The organism is Mesorhizobium sp. M0751 (assembly GCF_040320265.1).
Classification (GTDB): domain Bacteria; phylum Pseudomonadota; class Alphaproteobacteria; order Rhizobiales; family Rhizobiaceae; genus Mesorhizobium.
Genome location: NZ_JAMYPH010000003.1, coordinates 329,136 through 346,383 on the forward strand (window position 1 = coordinate 329,136; position 17,248 = coordinate 346,383).

A 17,248-nucleotide genomic window follows, 5' to 3' on the forward strand; every position below is an offset into this window, starting at 1 on the left:
AGCCCCATAGGCGGCCGCGGCGGCGAAGCGGCGGGAAAGGCAAAGGACCAAGACAATGACCATCAATCTGCAGAAGCCGGACATTACCGAGCTCAAGCCGCGCATCACCGTGTTCGGTGTCGGCGGCGGCGGCGGCAATGCCGTCAACAACATGATCACCGCCGGCTTGCGCGGCGTCGAGTTCGTGGTGGCCAACACCGACGCGCAGGCATTGACGATGTCGAAGGCCGAGCGGCTGATCCAGCTCGGCGCGCATGTCACCGAGGGTCTCGGCGCCGGATCGCAGCCTGAAGTCGGGCGCGCGGCGGCGGAAGAGTGCATCGACGAGATCATCGATCATCTCTCCAACACGCATATGTGCTTCGTCACTGCCGGCATGGGCGGCGGCACCGGTACCGGGGCGGCCCCCGTCGTTGCCCGCGCTGCCCGCGAAAAGGGCATCCTCACCGTCGGCGTCGTCACCAAGCCGTTCCACTTCGAAGGCCAGCGCCGCATGAAGACGGCCGACATGGGTATCGAGGAACTGCAGAAATGCGTCGATACCCTGATCGTCATTCCCAACCAGAACCTGTTCCGGCTGGCCAATGACAAGACCACCTTCGCCGATGCCTTCGCTATGGCCGACCAGGTGCTCTATTCGGGCGTTGCCTGCATCACCGACCTGATGGTCAAGGAAGGCCTGATCAATCTCGACTTCGCCGACGTCCGCTCGGTCATGCGCGAAATGGGCAAGGCGATGATGGGAACCGGCGAGGCTTCGGGCGAGGGCCGCGCAATGGCCGCGGCTGAAGCCGCCATCGCCAACCCGCTGCTCGACGAGACCTCGATGAAGGGCGCCAAGGGCCTGCTGATCTCGATCACCGGCGGCCGCGACCTGACCCTGTTCGAAGTCGATGAGGCCGCAACCCGCATTCGCGAAGAGGTCGACCAGGACGCCAACATCATTCTGGGCGCCACCTTCGACGAGGAACTCGAAGGCGTTATCCGCGTATCGGTGGTCGCCACCGGCATCGACAAATCGGCGGCCGAAATCGCTGCCGCGCCGATCGCCATCCGCGCGGCTCCGCCGAAGCCGGTCAGCCGCCCGGCGGCCCAGGTCACGGAAATGCGCCCGGCGCCTGTCCAGCAACCGATCTATGAACCACGTGCTGCCGATCCGGTCGCCGAGGCCATTCAACTCGCCGAGGCGAATGCGGCAGCGATGGCACAGGCCCGCCCGGCACCGGTCGCGCATGCGGAAGACTTCCGTCCGCAGAGCAAGATCTTCCAGGCGCCTCCCGCTCAGCCGCAGCCGATGATGCAGCCGGTGGCTCAGCAAGCGATGCAGCCCGCTCCGCATCGTGAAATGCCGCAGCCGGTTGCCGCGGCACCCCAGCGCATGCCGCGGGTCGAGGATTTCCCACCGCAGGTGAAGGCTGAGGTGGAAGCCAAGGCCCGGCCGGCTGACCACGAGAACAGCGGCCCGATGGGCTTGCTCAAGCGCCTGACCAACGGGTTGACCCGCCGCGAAGAGGAGCCTGCACGGTTGCAGCCGGCGCAGCCGCGCGAACCGAAACTGCGCCAGGCGCCGGCGGAGGTGCGCCGCCTTGCCAGCCAGGATCCGCAGCTTTACGCGCCGCGCCGCGGCCAGCTGGACGAGCAGGGCCGCCTGACGCCGCAGAGCCGGGCTGTCCAGGAAGACGATCAGTTGGAGATTCCCGCCTTCCTGCGCCGACAGGCCAATTGATCTGTTAACGGTTCGTAACAGTTGTTAACAGGCGAGCAGGAAACTGTTCGCCTGTTAATATTAAAAGCACTTTTAAAACAAGGACTTATGGGGCAATCCTCCGCTGGGCCGCGGTTACAACGAGTAAGAAACCGTGATTTGGAGTCTCCCTGCGGGACCATTATCTTCGCCACCGGCCAAAGTCGGTTTGCTGGGAGTCTCGGGGAAGTGGCCCTGCCTGCCGATCAATCAAGAGCCGCGCCCTCAGGGCAGATGAAGCGGACCTAGGCAGTACGGGCTATGGGGATTGTTTTGCACGACTATCAGACGACACTTAAATCGCGTGCGACGCTGACCGGCATCGGCGTCCACAGTGGCAATCCGGTCACCGTCCATTTCCTGCCGGCAGATGCCGATACGGGTGTTGTCTTCCAGCTTTCGAATGCGAGCGGAAGCCACGAATTTCGCGCGCTCGTTTCCGAGGTCGGCGCCACCGATCTCTCCACCATGCTCGGCGATCCGCAAGGTGAGCACATTGCTACGGTGGAGCATCTGATGGCGACGCTTTTCGGGCTTGGGATCGACAATCTCGTCATCGAAATCGACGGCCATGAGGTGCCTATTCTCGACGGCAGCGCGGTGATGTTCGTCGAGGCCATTGACCAGGCAGGCATCGAAACGCTGCCGGTCAAGCGTCGCTACATCAGGGTGGTAAAGCCGGTTCGCATCGAGAACGGCGCTTGCTGGGCGGAGTTCAGGCCCTATGACGGCACGCGCTTCGAGATCGAGATCGATTTCGAAAGCCCAGCGATCGGGCGCCAGCTTTTTGCATCCGACATGAATGCCGACATTTTCCGCCGCGACGTCGCGCGTGCCCGCACTTTCGGTTTCATGAAGGACGTCGAGCGGCTGTGGGCGGCCGGCTATGCGCTCGGCTCGTCGTTGGAAAACTCCCTGGTGATCGGCGACGACAACCGCGTGATCAACATGGGAGGCGTGCGCTATCCCAACGAGTTCGCGCGCCACAAGACGATGGACGCGATGGGCGACCTGGCGCTCGCCGGTGCCCGGTTCATCGGCTGCTTCCGCTCCTATCGTGGTGGCCACAGGCTGAACGCCGCTGCGCTGCGCCGTCTCTTGTCGGACCGTTCGGCTTTCGAAATCGTCGAGACGACGCGCCGCGAGCGCGGCCGGACCGCCGAGATGAGCGCCGTCAACGCACCCCTCTATGCGCCCTGGATGATCTGATTCTTAAGGTCTTACGGCTCCCGTTGCGGTCAAGCTGTGTTGCATGGATGCATCACCGGCCGGCCAAATTACATAGCTTTCCAGGTAGCGCCAAACCGCCACAAAAATGTGCGATTGGCCGGGGATAGCGTTGCCGGGCAAGGCAATTATGGTTTATGGCTGCTGCCGTCGACTGAAATGACGCCGAAAGGGCGGAATCCAAACATGTTTTTCAAGCGAGTTGGTCAATCGAAGGCGCTGCGGCGGGCTGTTTTCCTGGCGCTTTCGGTGGTCGTTCCATCGCTGTTTCTGTCGGCCTGCATGTCGTCCGAGAAGGACGTCGATCTGTCGACCTATGTCGATCAGACCGAGCCGGCCGACGTGCTCTACAATCAGGGTCTCGCCAATCTGAATGCCGGGCGCCTGCAGGAGGCAAGCCGCAAGTTCGATGCCGTCGACCGCCAGCATCCATATTCCGAATTCGCCCGCAAATCGATGGTGATGGGTGCCTTTGCCGACTACCGTCAGGGCAATTACGACGAGGCGATCGGTTCGGCCAAGCGCTACCTGACCCTCTACCCGTCGACCGACGATGCAGCCTATGCCCAGTATATTATCGGGCTGAGCTACTACCGTCAGATCAAGGACGTCACCCAGGACCAGAAGGAAGCGCGTCTTACCGCGCAGACGATGCAGGATCTGGTGACGCGCTGGCCGACTTCCGAATATGTCGACGATGCCAAGGAGAAGATCCGCTTCGCCAACGATCAGCTCGCCGGCAAGGAGATGCAGATCGGCCGCTACTATCTCGAGCGCCGCGAATACATCGCGGCCGTCAAACGGTTCCGCAACGTCGTGGAGAACTATTCCAACACACGCCATGTCGAGGAGGCGCTGGCGCGTCTTACCGAGAGCTACTATGCGATGGGGCTGACGTCGGAAGCGCAGACCGCTGCGGCCGTGCTCGGCACCAACTATCCCGACAGCCAGTGGTACAAGGACTCCTACAAGCTCCTGCAGAGTGGTGGGCTCGAGCCGCGCGAGAATGCCGGATCGTGGATCTCCAAGGCCGGGAAGCTGATCACCGGCGCCTGAGCGGCGCGTCACCATGCTCTCCAGGCTGTCGATCCGCGATATCGTTCTGATCGAGAAGCTGGACATCGACTTCTCGTCCGGCCTTTCGGTCCTTACCGGCGAAACCGGCGCCGGAAAATCCATCCTGCTCGACGCTTTGTCGCTGGCGCTTGGCGCCCGCGGCGACGCGTCGCTGGTGCGGCATGGCGCGGCACAGGGCCAGATCATCGCCGTGTTCGACGTGCCGCGCAACCACGTGGCTCGCATGCTGCTTGCCGAGAATGCCATCGAGGACGACGGCGACATCATCCTGCGCCGCGTCCAGACGGCGGACGGCCGTACGCGTGTGTTCGTCAACGACCAGCCGTCCAGCGTGACGCTGATGCGCGACATCGGCCGTGCGCTGGTCGAGATCCACGGCCAGCATGACGAGCGCGCTTTGGTCGATCCCGGCGCCCATCGCGAGTTGCTCGACAGTTTCGGCGGCCATCTCGGCGCTGCTCGGGCAACCGGCGAGGCGTGGCGGCATTGGCGTACCTGCGAGCAGGAATTTTCACGACACCGGGCCAAAGTCGAGGCAGCTGCCCGCGAGGCCGATTATCTGCGTGCAGCGGTCGCCGAATTGACCAGGCTCGATCCGCAGCCGGGCGAAGAGACGGAGCTGGCCGAACTGCGCGCCGCGATGATGCGAGCCGAAAAGATCGCCTCGGAAATCCACGATGCGCAGGATGTGCTCTCGGGTCCGTCCTCGCCCTTGCCGCAACTGGCCAGCCTGCTCAGGCGGCTGCAGCGCAAGGTGACCGAAGCGCCTGGCCTGCTCGAGGATGTCGTCAAATCGCTCGACGAGGCGATGCTGTCGCTCGACGCGGCGCAGTCGGGCGTCGAAGCAGCACTGCGCGCCACCGAATATGATCCGCAGCGTCTGGAGAAGGCTGAGGAGCGGCTGTTTTCGCTGCGTGCCGCCTCGCGCAAGCACAGCGTCGCCGTCGATGACCTGGCGCAATTGCGTGACACCATGGCTGCCGACCTTGCCGATCTCGATGCCGGCGAGGAGCGCCTGCATGCGCTGGAGAAACAAGCTGCGGCGGCGCGCCAGGCCTATGACGTTACGGCGGCCCAGCTGTCGTCGCTTCGCCATGCGGCGGCCGTGGGGCTGACCAAGGCGGTAATGGCCGAACTGCCGGCGCTGAAGCTCGAACGGGCCGAGTTCATCGTCGAGATCGCAAGCGATGCCGAAAGCCGCACGGAAGAAGGCATCGACCAGGTCGAGTTCTGGGTGCGCACCAATCCCGGCACCAGGCCCGGCCCAATGATGAAGGTCGCTTCCGGCGGCGAGCTTTCGCGCTTCCTGCTGGCGTTGAAGGTAGCACTCGCTGACCGGGGCTCGGCGCCGACCTTGGTCTTTGATGAGATTGACACCGGCGTCGGCGGCGCCGTTGCCGATGCCATCGGCCAGCGGCTGGCGCGGCTGGCAAAACGCGTGCAGGTGCTTTCGGTCACGCATGCGCCGCAAGTGGCGGCGCGCGCGGCGACGCATTTCCTGATCTCCAAGTCGGGCGGGGCCGACCGGGTCTCGACCGGCATCGCCGAGATGGACCGGGCGGCGCGGCAGGAAGAGATCGCACGCATGCTCGCCGGCGCCACCATTACCGACGAGGCGCGCGCGGCGGCCGAGCGACTGCTGCGGGAGAACACCGCGGCAGCCTAGAGTGGTTTACCGTTTCACGGAAACGCCGAACCGCTCTATTTCTTCGTTCTGCGCAATTCCGGACGGAAAACCGTTTCACACTTTTCCTGGAATTGCTCTAGACGAGTTCGTTTCCGGCGCTCGCGACCAGAGTCAGGGTCTGGCGCCATCCTGCTGTTCAGGAATGATTTTCCGTGTTTGGTCTCTCCCTCATGAAAGAATCCTGTTCTATTGTGTCGCGCCACCGTGGAGGGAGCAGTGCATGGACGAAAAACCAGTCGATTCGCTCAGCGAAAGCGAGGCGGCAAGCGAGTTGAAACGGTTGGCGCAGGAGATCGCCGAGCACGACCGGCGCTACCATGGCGAGGACGCGCCGATAATCACGGATGCGGAATATGACGCGCTGACCCGGCGCAATCTCGCCATCGAGCAGCGGTTTCCGCATCTTGTGCGCGAGGATTCGCCCTCACGCAGGGTCGGCGCGCCGCCGGCGGAAGGTTTTGCCAAGGTGCGCCACGCGGTGCCGATGCTCAGCCTCGCCAAGGCCTATACCGACCAGGACGTGGCGGACTTCATAGAACGGGGCCGGCGGTTCTTTGACCGCGACAAGGATCTGAACATCGCCTTCACGGCGGAGCCGAAGATCGACGGGCTATCGGCTTCCCTGCGGTATGAAGGCGGTGTGTTCGTGCAGGGGGCGACGCGCGGCGACGGCGTCGTCGGCGAGGACATCACCGCCAATCTCAAGACCATCGCCGATATTCCCAAGACCTTGAAGGGATCGGACTGGCCCGAAGTCATCGAAATACGCGGTGAGGTCTATATGACCTACGCGGAATTCGAGGCGCTGAAGCAACGTTCGGCTGCGATAGGCGGCCAGGATTATGTCAATCCGCGTAACACGGCAGCCGGATCGCTCCGCCAGAAGGACCCGTCCGTTACCGCCAGCCGCAACCTCAAGTTCTTTGCCTACGCCTGGGGCTATACCACAAAGGATCCGGCTCCTACCCAATACGATTCCGTGCAGAAATTCGCGGAGTGGGGATTCAAGGTCAGTCCGCTGATGGTCCGGGCAAAGTCGGTCGAGGAACTGGTCGCGCATTATCACCTAATCGAGACCCAGCGCTCATCGCTGGGCTACGACATCGACGGCGTCGTCTACAAGGTGGACCAGTTGGAATTGCAGCGCAGATGGGGCTTCGTCACCGGCGAACCACGTTGGGCCATCGCCCACAAATTTCCGGCCGAACAGGCGATGACGACCGTGCTGAGGATCGACATTCAGGTCGGCCGTACCGGTACGCTGGCGCCCGTTGCCCGGCTTGCGCCCGTCACGGTCGGCGGCGTCGTGGTCGAAAATGTCACGCTTCATAACGAAGATTACATCAAGGGTCTGGACAGCAACGGCCAGCCGATCCGCGACGGCAACGACATACGTATCGGCGACACAGTGGTCATCCAGCGGGCAGGGGACGTCATTCCGCAGATCGTGAGCGTCGTAGCCGACAAGCGTCCGCCAGATGCCATGCCCTACGAATTCCCGCACAAATGTCCGATCTGCGGCTCACCCGCGACGCGCGAGATCAACGAGAAGACCGGCAAGGAAGATTCCCGCCGACGTTGCACCGGCGAACTGATCTGCCCTGCGCAGGCCGTGGAAGGATTGCGCCACTTTGTGTCGCGCGGCGCCATGGATATCGAAGGCCTGGGCGCCGAAAACATAGACCTGTTCTTCAATGCCGGGTTGGTCAAGACAGCCGCCGATATCTTCACTCTCCGGGACCGCCGTCCCGCCGTCACCAAGGCGCTGGCGGAACGGCGGGAGGAGCAGGCCAGGCAGCGTGAGGCCGCATCGGGCAAGACGCGCAAGAATGTACGCAGTGTCGAGGAACGCAACTACGACGGCCTCGACAAGCTCTTCGCTGCCATCGACGCTCGTCGCGAACCGGAACTCGATCGCTTCATCTTTGCACTGGGCATCCGCCATATCGGCGAAACGACGGCCGCTGTGCTGGCCCGAACCTTCTCGACGATCGAGGAGTTGATCCGCATTGGCAAGGAGACAGCAGCGGCAGCCGATCCACACACCGTTTTTCCTTCGATCAACGGCATCGGCGATACGGTGATAGGCGCGCTTCGCGATTTCTTCGGCAATGAACGCAACGACGCCGTGCTTGAAGCGCTGCTCACACAGGTCCACCCGAAGCCGTACATTGTGAACGTCTCAGCCGATAGTGCGGTCGCCGGCAAGACAATCGTGTTTACAGGCACGCTGGAAAAGATGACGCGCCCGGAGGCCAAGGCGATGGCCGAACGTCTAGGCGCGAAGGTCGCCGGCTCGGTTTCCGCGAAGACCGATCTCCTCGTGGCAGGGCCAGGCGCCGGTTCCAAGCTGAAAGATGCGACCAAATTCGGCATCGAGGTGATCGACGAGGACACCTGGCTGCAGCGGATCGGCAAGGGCGGGTGATGGCGGCTGCGTTCAACGGTTTTGGGCAAAAGGCCATTCCCTTCCTCAAGGCGCTCGATTTTCATCAGAGCCGAGAGTGGTTTTTGGAAAACCGCGACCTTTTCGAACGCGACCTGCGCGACCCCTTCGGCGATCTGGTGGAAACGCTCTCCGAGCGCTTCACGGCCGCGGGGCTCGGCCTGCGCGGCGACCGCAAGAAGTCGCTGTTCCGGATTAACCGCGATGTGCGTTTCGCCAAGGACAAACGGCCTTATAACCGGCATTTGTCGGCGATCCTTTCGCCTGACGGCACCAAGATGGAACAGGGCGTGTTTTACGTCCATATCGGGCTCGAGCGCTGCTTTGCCGCCGTTGCCTGGTGGCAGCCCGGACCGGAGCTATTGCTGGCGCTGCGCAACGCGATCGCGAAGCGGCCCGCTGAATTCCGCAGCCTCGTCGCGGCGCTGAAGAAGAACGGCCTCGAGCTCGACCCGGACGGCTGCATGAAGCGCACGCCGCGTGGCTTCGAGCATATCGCCGAGCCCGATCTGGCTGCCGCGATCCGCAACCGCAATTTTGCCGTCCGGCACGCAATCGAGCCCGCGGATATCTACGGAGCTGGATTGGTCGACGAACTCATCGACTTCGTCATGCGGGCAAAACCGCTGCTCGACTGGGGCAGGGCGATCGAAGGCAAGGCTTCGCCGCGCTAGGCACTGGAGCGCACTTGCCCGCGCGCCTCAGCCATCATTTCCGCTGATCGTTTGCCTCAAGCGAATTGGTGTGACAAGCCGGACCGCCCTCCCTACATAGGCCCTTCCCGAGGAGCGGTCGATGTCGGCGGAAGCAATCTCCGAAAACAGTGCGAAAAGCGATTTCTGGGACGGCGTGCGGCTCAGCATGCCCGTCGTGGTCGCGTCGGCACCGTTTGCGTTGCTGTTCGGGGCGCTCGCAGTCGATAACGGGTTTTCCGTGCTCGAAGCGTTCCTGATGAGCGCAACGGTGTTCGGCGGCGCCAGCCAGATGGTCGGCATCGAGCTGTTCGGCCAGCATGTCGCGCCGTGGCTGATCGTGCTGTCGATCTTCGCCGTGAATTTTCGCCACGTGCTCTATTCGGCTGGCATCGGCCGGCGCATTGCGCATTGGCCGCTGGTGCAGCAGGCGATAGGCTATTTTGTGCTTACCGATCCGCAGTTTGCGGTGGCCGAGCGCAAGGCGGAGGCCGGCGAGACCATCGGCTTTACCTGGTATATGGGTCTTGGGCTGCCGGTCTATGTGTTCTGGGTCGTCGAAAGCGCGCTCGGCGCGATGTTCGGCAAGCTTATTCCCGACACCCATGCGCTGGGCATAGACTTCCTGCTGCCGATCTATTTTCTCGGCCTGGTCATGAGCTTCCGCAAGCGGCCGCTGTGGCTACCGGTGGTCATCGCAAGCGCTGCCGCCTCCATGATTGCCTACAAAACGGTCGGCTCGCCCTGGCATGTCTCCATCGGTGCGCTGGCCGGCGTGCTGCTGGCCGTCATCCTGCCGCCCCGCCACAGCGGCGTGGAGGCACGGCCATGAGCACGACCTTGTGGATCATCATCGCCGCTTCGATCGCGACCTATCTGACCCGCATCGGCGGTCATCTGGTGATCTCGCGCTTCGATCATATCCATCCGCGCGTCGAGGCCGGGCTCAACGCCGTGCCGGCGGCGGTGCTGACCACGCTGGTGGCGCCGGCGGCGCTCAGCGCCGGACCGGCGGAATGGGCAGCCTTGATCGTTGCCGGCCTGGTCTCGCTGCGCGGCGGCCTGATGGCGATGTTCCTGGCGGGTGCTGCCGTGCTGATCCTCGCGCGGCAGCTCGTCGGGTAGTGGGCTATGCGACTAGAGACGCCGCGCTTCGGCCTTTGAAATCAGGCAATTCATGACATGCGGTGCGTAGTCTATTGGATGAAAGGTGGATCTCGATCGATCGATGTCCAAGGAAACTCCGCACTGCCAAGAAGACTGCTGGTGGTATGAGCGCTGGAATGCGACGTAGTTGACTGAGGTGCACCGAACCACATTACAGGAGTAGGCTGAGCAACTAGGCATTGTCTCCGCCACGGACGGGAGGAAACGATGATAACAACGAACCTAATCTTCGCGTGTGATGAGTCAGGCGCTAAAGGCTATGCAGACCAGACAGAATCTTATCCCGGCGAAGTGGGTGTGTTCGCTGGTATCTTGGTGCCGCCGGAAGTTGAGTCAAGGACGTCTCTTGAATTCCAAGCAGTCGTCGATAAGCACAGACCGTCAACTGGAAAGCTGCACATAGCTGATCTACCTCCAGCCCAGCAGGAGGCACTCAGACAGGATGTGTACACGGCTATTCGATCGGCCAACTTGCCCTGTTTCTGGTACGCGATTCATGTGAATGGACTGAACGACTGGTATCTCACCCAAAAGAAGTTGGCGGAGAACAACAGGCAGGCAGTATTGGCGGCCCAGCAGCAGCCTCCGCGAATAAAACGAAACAGCCCTCGTGATAACCCAGCCTCGATGCATGAAGTATTGTTTGAAGGCCTTTATGCGCACCTTGTAGCCTTTCTGGAGGAACGAAATCAGAAGGAGGTCTCCATCGAGGTGCGGACAGATCAGATCGACAGCCCAATTGTGAAAAACTTCGAGGTCGCCGCCAAGCGGCTACTAAGCGATGACCCGCTGCTGAAAGTAGTTAAAGGATTTGACACAGTCACCAAGCAGGTCGTTGAGGGCGCTATTGAGATTGGCATCACCCTTCCGCCCAGCATGCAGATCGAAGCCGTGGTGAGGAAGCTTACGATCAATGCGGTGACCGACGGTGACGGCTACGTCCTCGCTGCTGATGTCCTTGCGAACAGCCTCAACCATCTGTTTAAGCAACGGGACAAGGGCGAGCTCTACGAACCTTTGAACCAACCGTCAGCCATCATGAAGCATCCGCTCGCGTATCACCTCGCAGCATTCTACGATTGGGGCATTGGTGACCTCGTCGGAGACCGGCTGTTCAGTCACCCCAAAGGTCGAGGTCCGCGGTAGCTCGAGGCCCGTAATGGGTAGCGTCGTGCGGCAGCAGGCGGTGGCCTTTTCCAGCCAGGCCAGCGTCTCGCCATCGAGCATCGGTCCGATCTCGGCAAGCGCCCGCGCGTGGTATTCGTCGAGCCAATGCAACTCATCACGGGTCAATAGGACCGACCGGACCAGCCGCTTGTCGATCGGGGCGTGCGGCGGCGGTGCTGACCGCGCTGGCCGGCAGCCCTGAGCACCGGACCGGCGGAATGAGCAGTCTTGATCGCTGCCGGCCTAGTCTCGCCACACGCGGCGGACTGACCACGATCTTTTAGGCGGCTGCCGCCGTGCTGATGTCGCGAGGCAGTTCGTCGGATAATGGACCGACTAAGTACGTTGCGCTCGAAGACTGCAAAACGGGTCGTCCTGGTCAGAAGCTTGTCTGCCTTCAAACACACCGCTGCCATGCATCGACAACGCGGGTCTGCCGCTGATAGCCACTACGCAACGAGACGGCGTCTTATTTCTGATTCAATTTGGAGGATTGCTGTCGACCTCAGCGCATTACCAAGGTGCATCATCGAGTTCACCGCCACGCGCGGAATCTGTGCCAGTACCAAGCGTCCATCATTTGTTACAAGCGGTCCCGAATAGAGAATCCCCACAAGTTTCAATCTGGAGGCGCCAAGCATATAACTGTTCTGCTTGCGATCAAAATATCCGTTGCGATCATACAAGAAGATAGGGGAGCCAGAAGAGCCCGGAAAGCAGGCCATATCTACCATGAACTCCTCCTTCCCATTGTATTTCTTGGAGAGCGCTGAAGCTGTAATCCCTCTACGAACGATAGGAAGATTGTTCACTTCGTCAGAGATTCCTCTTGGGCATCCAATCATTGTTACGTCTTCGATCGCATCGAAAAACTCCCAATCCTGAGGCTCTGGGATGAGACTCGGATCAATTGAACGAAAGAACAGCGACGTGCCGGCCTCATATGCCTGATTCAGAATAGGACCAAATATGAGTGCACAGAGGTCAACGTCAGCGGCTGGATGATGAACTACGAACTCCGGCCGGTTGGCGATGGTGCAGGGGAGGAAACGTCCTGACGGAGTGTCTCCCTCTGCGACGTGACAAACCGCAGTGACCGCGGTTGCCCCGTTGAGGACGTGCTTGTTGGTTATCAGGACTATAACATTGCGGCCCCCGTCGAACGGGAAGCTCATAAAGAATCCTGTGCCTGTTGAGCTGGGGACGCCATTGCTAGAGCTGGTCAGCTTTACCGTGGAATAGAGAAGTTGTTCGGCCATTGTGAGTGTCATTTGAATGAACTAGCCTTTCGAAAGTATGATTTGCGGGCACCGGATGAATATGACCCATATCGACATGTGGTGTCGCCATCCCGAGCGGTGTTAATTAACTGGGACGCCGATTGACTAGCCCCACCAATAATCGACGAAACGGAATGGGCGAGGCACTCGGCATGAAGGGCGTTCGCTCATCATTGAATGCACCACCCACGCCATTGAATGCACCCACGCCGCCCGAACCCACAATCCTGTATTTGCCCATCCTGATCGCCCCCGCGCTCCGCCTGTCCACAGGTCGACGCGCCCCATCATCCTTCCACAATCAGATTTTTGCGTCGTGCGGCAGCGGGGCGGTTGCTTTTTCCAGCCAGGCCAGCGTCTCGCCGTCGAGCATCGGTCCGATCTCGGCCAGCACCCGCGCATGGTATTCATCGAGCCAATGGAGCTCGTCACGGGTTAAGAGGTCCGACCGGACCAGCCGCTTGTCGATCGGCGCCAGCGTCAGTGTCTCGAAGCCATGCAGGGCGATGTCGCCGCCCTCGATCGCTTCAGCCGGCGTCACCAGGACGAGGTTTTCGATACGGATGCCGTAAGAACCCCCCTTGTAATAGCCGGGCTCGTTGGAGACGATCATGCCGGCCAGCAGCTTTTCGGTGCCGGTTTTGGCGATACGCTGCGGTCCCTCATGCACGGCAAGATAAGAGCCGACACCGTGTCCGGTGCCATGGGCGAAGTCGCATCCGCGTCTCCATAGCGCCAGGCGGGCTACGGCATCGATTTCGGAGCCGCGCGTGCCTTGCGGGAAGCGCAGCATGGAGATGCCGATCATGCCTTTCAGCACCAGCGTGAAGCGTTCGCGCATCTCCTCGGTTGGCGTGCCGATCGGCACGGTGCGGGTGATGTCGGTGGTGCCGTCCTGGTACTGCCCGCCGGAGTCGAGCAGGAACAGCTCGCCATCCCCCAGCTTGCGATTGGTGGCGCGGGAGACGCGGTAGTGCATGATGGCGCCGTTAGGACCAGCGCCGGAGATGGTGTCGAACGATACGTCGCGCAGCGGCATCTGTGTTTCTTCGCCGGTCTGACGGCGCGTCTCCTCAAGCCTGGTGACAACGGCGATTTCGTCGAGCGTGCCGGGCTTCTGGCGGTCGAGCCAGCACAGCAGCTTGGCGACCGCGGCGCCGTCGCGGCGATGCGCGGCGCGTGCGCCGGCGATCTCGGCTTTGTTCTTTGTTGCGCGTGGAATGCGGGCCGGATCGGGCACGGCAATGACGGTGCCGCCATTATCCTCGACCAGCATCCTGAGCTTGTCCGCCGCTAGAACCGGGTCCAGCGCGATTTTTGCGCCGCCCTTGGCCAGGGTGACGATTGCCGTTTCGAATTCACCGGGTTCATGCAATTCGGCGAGCTGCGTCAGATAGGCCGCGACGGTGCGCGAAAACTTGCGCTGGTCCATGAAAAGCAGATTCGACCCGTCAGCGGCAAGCACGGCAAAGCCGAGCGCCAGCGGTGTGTGCGGTACGTCGCCGCCACGAATGTCGAAGGCCCAGGCGATGGAAGAGGGGTCGGTCAGCACGGCATGGGTGGCGCCGTCCTTCTCGATGGCCGCCGCCAGCCGCACCAGCTTGTCCTTGGCCAGTTCGCCGGCAAAGCCGATCGGGTGGATCTCGACCGGCGCCAGTGGCGGCCCGGGCTGGTCCTGCCAGATCGCGTCGATCGGATTCTCTTCGAGCGGCACCAGTATCGCGCCGGACTTCTCGGCCGAGGCCTTCAGGGCCTTGACGTCACTGATCGTATGCAGCCACGGATCGAAGCCCAACCGCACGCCCTTGCCGAGATTGTCCTTGATCCAGTTGGCCGGCGGGTTGTCGACAAGGCTCTCGATCGAAAAGATGTCGAGATCGACCTCCTGGCGCACCTGCAGCGTGTAGCGCCCGTCGACAAACATGACGGCGCGCTCGCCAAGCACAATGGCGACGCCGGCCGAGCCGCTGAAGCCGGTCAGCCATTTCAGCCGTGCCGAGCAGTCGGCGACATATTCGCCCTGGTGCTCGTCGGCACGGGGCACGATGAAGCCATCCAGCCCGTTCGCCGCCAACCATTGGCGCAGCATTGCCACGCGCGGCTTGCCAACGGCCGGATCGCCGGCGGAATCGAAGGTCTGGAACATGTCGGCTCTCCTCGAGTGCTGGCGCGACCGTAGCGCATGACTTCGAAAATCGGAATCGATTTCGGACCGATCATGGCTGGCCGCTAGAGTGTCTTTTTGCGCATGGAGGCCATGCAGAATCGGCGATTTCAAAAAGCGTCAGCAGAGCTTACCTTCTTAACGTGGAGGAAAAGTCCTGTTGCCCTGCAAAGGAGACCGTCATGTCCACGATTTCACCTAGACGCGGATTTTTCAGAAACGCTGTGAACGCGCTGATCGAAGCTCGCCAGCGCGAGGCGAGCCGGTATGTGAGCGGCGTTCTGCTTGGCTTTGATGACGAAACGCTGAAAGCTCACGGCTACGATCGCGAACAGCTGAAGAAAGCGGCGAACTCGCGCTAAATCTGGGCGAATTCCGGCTTCGCTTGAAAGCGTCGCGCTTCAGCGCTTGAGGTGAATCGTCACCCAGCCCTCGCGGTGCAAGGTGCGGACGTGCCGGAATTTCTGGCCGACATAGGCCGCGATTACCGCGTCGCGCTGGCGCTCGAGAATGCCCGACAACACGATCGAGCCACCAAGCGCGATATTCCCGGCCATTTGCGGCGCCAGACGCATCAGCGGCCGGGCCAATATGTTGGCGACGATCAGGTCGAAGGGCGCACGCGCGGCAAAGATCGGATGATGAAAACCGGGCGCCGCTACCGTTTCAATAAACCCCTTGACCTGGTTCAGCCGCGCATTGGCGGCGGCCACCTTGACGGCGACCGGGTCGATGTCGGTCGCCAGCACCGGAATATGCGCGAGCTTGGCCACCGCGATGGCGAGCACCGCGCTGCCGGTGCCAAGGTCGAGCGCGTTGCGCGGATGCTCGCGCCGTATGACCTGCTCCAACATTTCGAGGCAGCCGGCGGTGGTGCCGTGATGGCCGGTGCCGAAGGCAAGGCCGGCCTCGATCTCGATGGCGAGCTCGCCGCTGTGGCGCTTCCTGCGGTCATGCGCGCCATGGACGAAGAAGCGCCCGGCCCGCACCGGCTTCAATCCCTCTAGCGAGCGCGCCACCCAATCGATGTCGGGCAGCGCTTCGCGCGCTATCGATTTCGACAGCGACAGTCCGGCAAGGATGTCCCTAAGCCGCGCCTCGACCGCATCGACGTCGTCGTCGGCATAGAGCGATACTTCGTGGATGTCCCGGTCCTCGTCGACCTCGAGCACCGCAACCGGCAGGCCCTCATCGTCGAATGCCGCACCGAGCGCCGCGAAGATGCGATCGGCCTCGATCTTGCCCGCGGTGAAATACAAACGCGTCTGCGTCATTACCGGATGTGTCAACCTTCCGCCGCCAGCCGCTTGAGCTTGGCGATGGCGGCGTCCGGGCTTTCGCCATAGGCAATGGTGCCGGCGAAATCGCCCTTGGCATTGAGCAGCAGCACCGAAGCGGTGTGGTCCATCGTGTAGTCGCCATCGTTCGTGTCGACTTTCTTCCAATAGATGCCGAACGACTTGGCCATGGCGTGGACCTTATCCGGATCGCCGGTGATGCCGAGGATGCGATCGGAGAAATTGCTGACATAGGTGTTCATGGTTTCGGGCGTATCGCGCTCCGGGTCGACCGTAACGAAATAGGCGCGCAGGTTCTTGCCGTCGTCGCCCATCGTCTTCAGCCAGCCGGCCAACTCGAAAAGCGTGGTCGGGCAGACTTCCGGACAGTGCGTGAAGCCGAAGAAGACGACGCTGGGGTGGCCGCGAAAGGCGGCTTCGGTGACCGGCGTGCCCTTCTGGTCGACCAGCGTGAAAGGTGCTCCGAACGGCTCGCCGCCATAATGTCCGCGGTACCAGTCGAAGGTGAGCCAACCGATTCCTGCGGCCATCAGGACGAGAATACCGACCAGAATTGAACGCATCATCAGTGAAGTCCGTCGTTATTTCCATCGGGCGCCGGGTTGGCGCCGTGAAGCCCTGGCTTGGCGAACACTCTTAGCGGTTCGGTCGCGCCGACGCAAAGATGTCGCGTTGCCGCAACCGGCAATGCTGTGGGAGGCGATCTGCTTGCAAAGCGCTGCCGTTCGTCCCACCTGAGGTCGGCAAAATTCGAACCGCAGGAGGCCTCTTTGCGAAAACTGATTGGCGGCGCGTTGGCCGCATGCCTGGTCATTGGTGCCGGCTCGGCCGTCGCCGAGGAAGTCGGCAACGTCGGCGTCGATTGACTCGGCAACGACATCATCGTCGAGGCGATCAAGGATCCGAAGGTCGAGGGCGTGACCTGCCACGTCTCCTATTTCGACCGTGGGGTGATCGACCGCCTGCAGAAAGGCAACTGGTTCGAGGACCCGTCCGATTCCTCGATCTCCTGCCGCCAGACCGGGCCGATCACCATTGGCGACATCGACATGAGCGAGGCCGGCGAGGAGGTGTTCAAGCAAGGCATCAGCCTGATCTGGAAAAAGCAGGTGGTGAACCGCATCTACGACAAGGCCAACGAAACGCTGATCTACCTGTCGCATTCGCGCCAGGTGCAGGATGGCTCGGCAAAAATGTCGGTCACCACCGTGCCGCTCTACGGCCAGAACGTGGTGTGGACCAGCGGCAAGCCGAAATAGAGACTGAAGGTGCTATAGGGTCCTTGGCGCGTCCAGACGG

Annotated in this window: 14 protein-coding genes and 2 pseudogenes; 11 read left to right on the forward strand and 5 right to left on the reverse strand. The window is 61.9% G+C overall.

The genetic code is table 11. The annotated features are described in order from the left end of the window. Positions 1-55 precede the first annotated feature (55 nt). From ftsZ to NKI19_RS06925, 9 genes are all read left to right on the forward strand, one after another. Complete coding sequence (gene ftsZ / locus NKI19_RS06885) at positions 56-1,726, forward strand: cell division protein FtsZ (protein WP_352564490.1); 1,671 nt, start codon at positions 56-58, stop codon at positions 1,724-1,726. A 279-nt stretch (positions 1,727-2,005) separates the two neighbouring features. After that, a complete protein-coding gene (gene lpxC, locus NKI19_RS06890) occupies positions 2,006-2,953 on the forward strand; it encodes a UDP-3-O-acyl-N-acetylglucosamine deacetylase (protein ID WP_352492693.1) in 948 nt (315 codons plus the stop codon). Between the two features lie 204 nt (positions 2,954-3,157). Next, positions 3,158-4,027 (forward strand): outer membrane protein assembly factor BamD, encoded by an 870-nt coding sequence (locus tag NKI19_RS06895; RefSeq protein ID WP_254818981.1) that lies wholly within the window; start codon positions 3,158-3,160, stop codon positions 4,025-4,027. 13 nt (positions 4,028-4,040) lie between these two features. Then, complete coding sequence (gene recN / locus NKI19_RS06900) at positions 4,041-5,714, forward strand: DNA repair protein RecN (protein WP_352564492.1); 1,674 nt, start codon at positions 4,041-4,043, stop codon at positions 5,712-5,714. Between the two features lie 241 nt (positions 5,715-5,955). After that, on the forward strand, positions 5,956-8,163 hold the full coding sequence (gene ligA / locus NKI19_RS06905) for an NAD-dependent DNA ligase LigA (RefSeq protein ID WP_352492691.1): 2,208 nt from the start codon (positions 5,956-5,958) through the stop codon (positions 8,161-8,163). After that, complete coding sequence (locus NKI19_RS06910; RefSeq protein ID WP_352492690.1) at positions 8,163-8,855, forward strand: DUF2461 domain-containing protein; 693 nt, start codon at positions 8,163-8,165, stop codon at positions 8,853-8,855. The genes ligA and NKI19_RS06910 overlap by 1 nt, the downstream gene beginning before the upstream one ends. Before the next feature lie 121 nt (positions 8,856-8,976). Further along, on the forward strand, positions 8,977-9,705 hold the full coding sequence (locus NKI19_RS06915) for an AzlC family ABC transporter permease (RefSeq protein ID WP_352492689.1): 729 nt from the start codon (positions 8,977-8,979) through the stop codon (positions 9,703-9,705). Next, the gene (locus tag NKI19_RS06920; protein ID WP_352465131.1) at positions 9,702-9,998 is read left to right on the forward strand and encodes an AzlD family protein; all 297 of its coding nucleotides are present in this window, start codon (positions 9,702-9,704) and stop codon (positions 9,996-9,998) included. The genes NKI19_RS06915 and NKI19_RS06920 overlap by 4 nt, the downstream gene beginning before the upstream one ends. A 249-nt stretch (positions 9,999-10,247) precedes the next feature. After that, positions 10,248-11,186, forward strand: a complete 939-nt coding sequence (locus NKI19_RS06925; RefSeq protein WP_352492688.1) for a hypothetical protein — start codon at positions 10,248-10,250, stop codon at positions 11,184-11,186. Here NKI19_RS06925 and NKI19_RS06930 read toward each other — a convergent pair. The 3 genes and pseudogenes from NKI19_RS06930 to NKI19_RS06940 form a co-directional block, all read right to left on the reverse strand. After that, positions 11,155-11,369 (reverse strand): annotated as a pseudogene (locus tag NKI19_RS06930) (M24 family metallopeptidase C-terminal domain-containing protein); the annotation flags it as partial. The gene NKI19_RS06925 and the pseudogene NKI19_RS06930 sit on opposite strands and share 32 nt — an antisense overlap. A 287-nt stretch (positions 11,370-11,656) precedes the next feature. Beyond that, a complete protein-coding gene (locus tag NKI19_RS06935; protein ID WP_352564494.1) occupies positions 11,657-12,466 on the reverse strand; it encodes a S1 family peptidase in 810 nt (269 codons plus the stop codon). A gap of 322 nt (positions 12,467-12,788) precedes the next feature. Further along, on the reverse strand, positions 12,789-14,633 hold the full coding sequence (locus NKI19_RS06940) for an aminopeptidase P family protein (protein ID WP_352490349.1): 1,845 nt from the start codon (positions 14,631-14,633) through the stop codon (positions 12,789-12,791). 200 nt (positions 14,634-14,833) lie between these two features. Between NKI19_RS06940 and NKI19_RS06945 the strand changes: the two genes are divergently transcribed. Further along, positions 14,834-15,013 (forward strand): hypothetical protein, encoded by a 180-nt coding sequence (locus NKI19_RS06945; RefSeq protein WP_352490348.1) that lies wholly within the window; start codon positions 14,834-14,836, stop codon positions 15,011-15,013. Between the two features lie 39 nt (positions 15,014-15,052). Here NKI19_RS06945 and NKI19_RS06950 read toward each other — a convergent pair whose 3' ends face one another. Both NKI19_RS06950 and NKI19_RS06955 read right to left on the reverse strand, forming a co-directional pair. Further along, on the reverse strand, positions 15,053-15,925 hold the full coding sequence (locus NKI19_RS06950; RefSeq protein ID WP_352490347.1) for a 50S ribosomal protein L11 methyltransferase: 873 nt from the start codon (positions 15,923-15,925) through the stop codon (positions 15,053-15,055). An 11-nt stretch (positions 15,926-15,936) separates the two neighbouring features. Then, positions 15,937-16,515 (reverse strand): SCO family protein, encoded by a 579-nt coding sequence (locus tag NKI19_RS06955; RefSeq protein WP_352490346.1) that lies wholly within the window; start codon positions 16,513-16,515, stop codon positions 15,937-15,939. Positions 16,516-16,719: 204 nt separating this feature from the next. On the opposite strand from NKI19_RS06955, the pseudogene NKI19_RS06960 reads away from it, so the two are divergent. After that, positions 16,720-17,208, forward strand: a pseudogene (locus NKI19_RS06960) (CreA family protein). Positions 17,209-17,248: the final 40 nt, after the last annotated feature.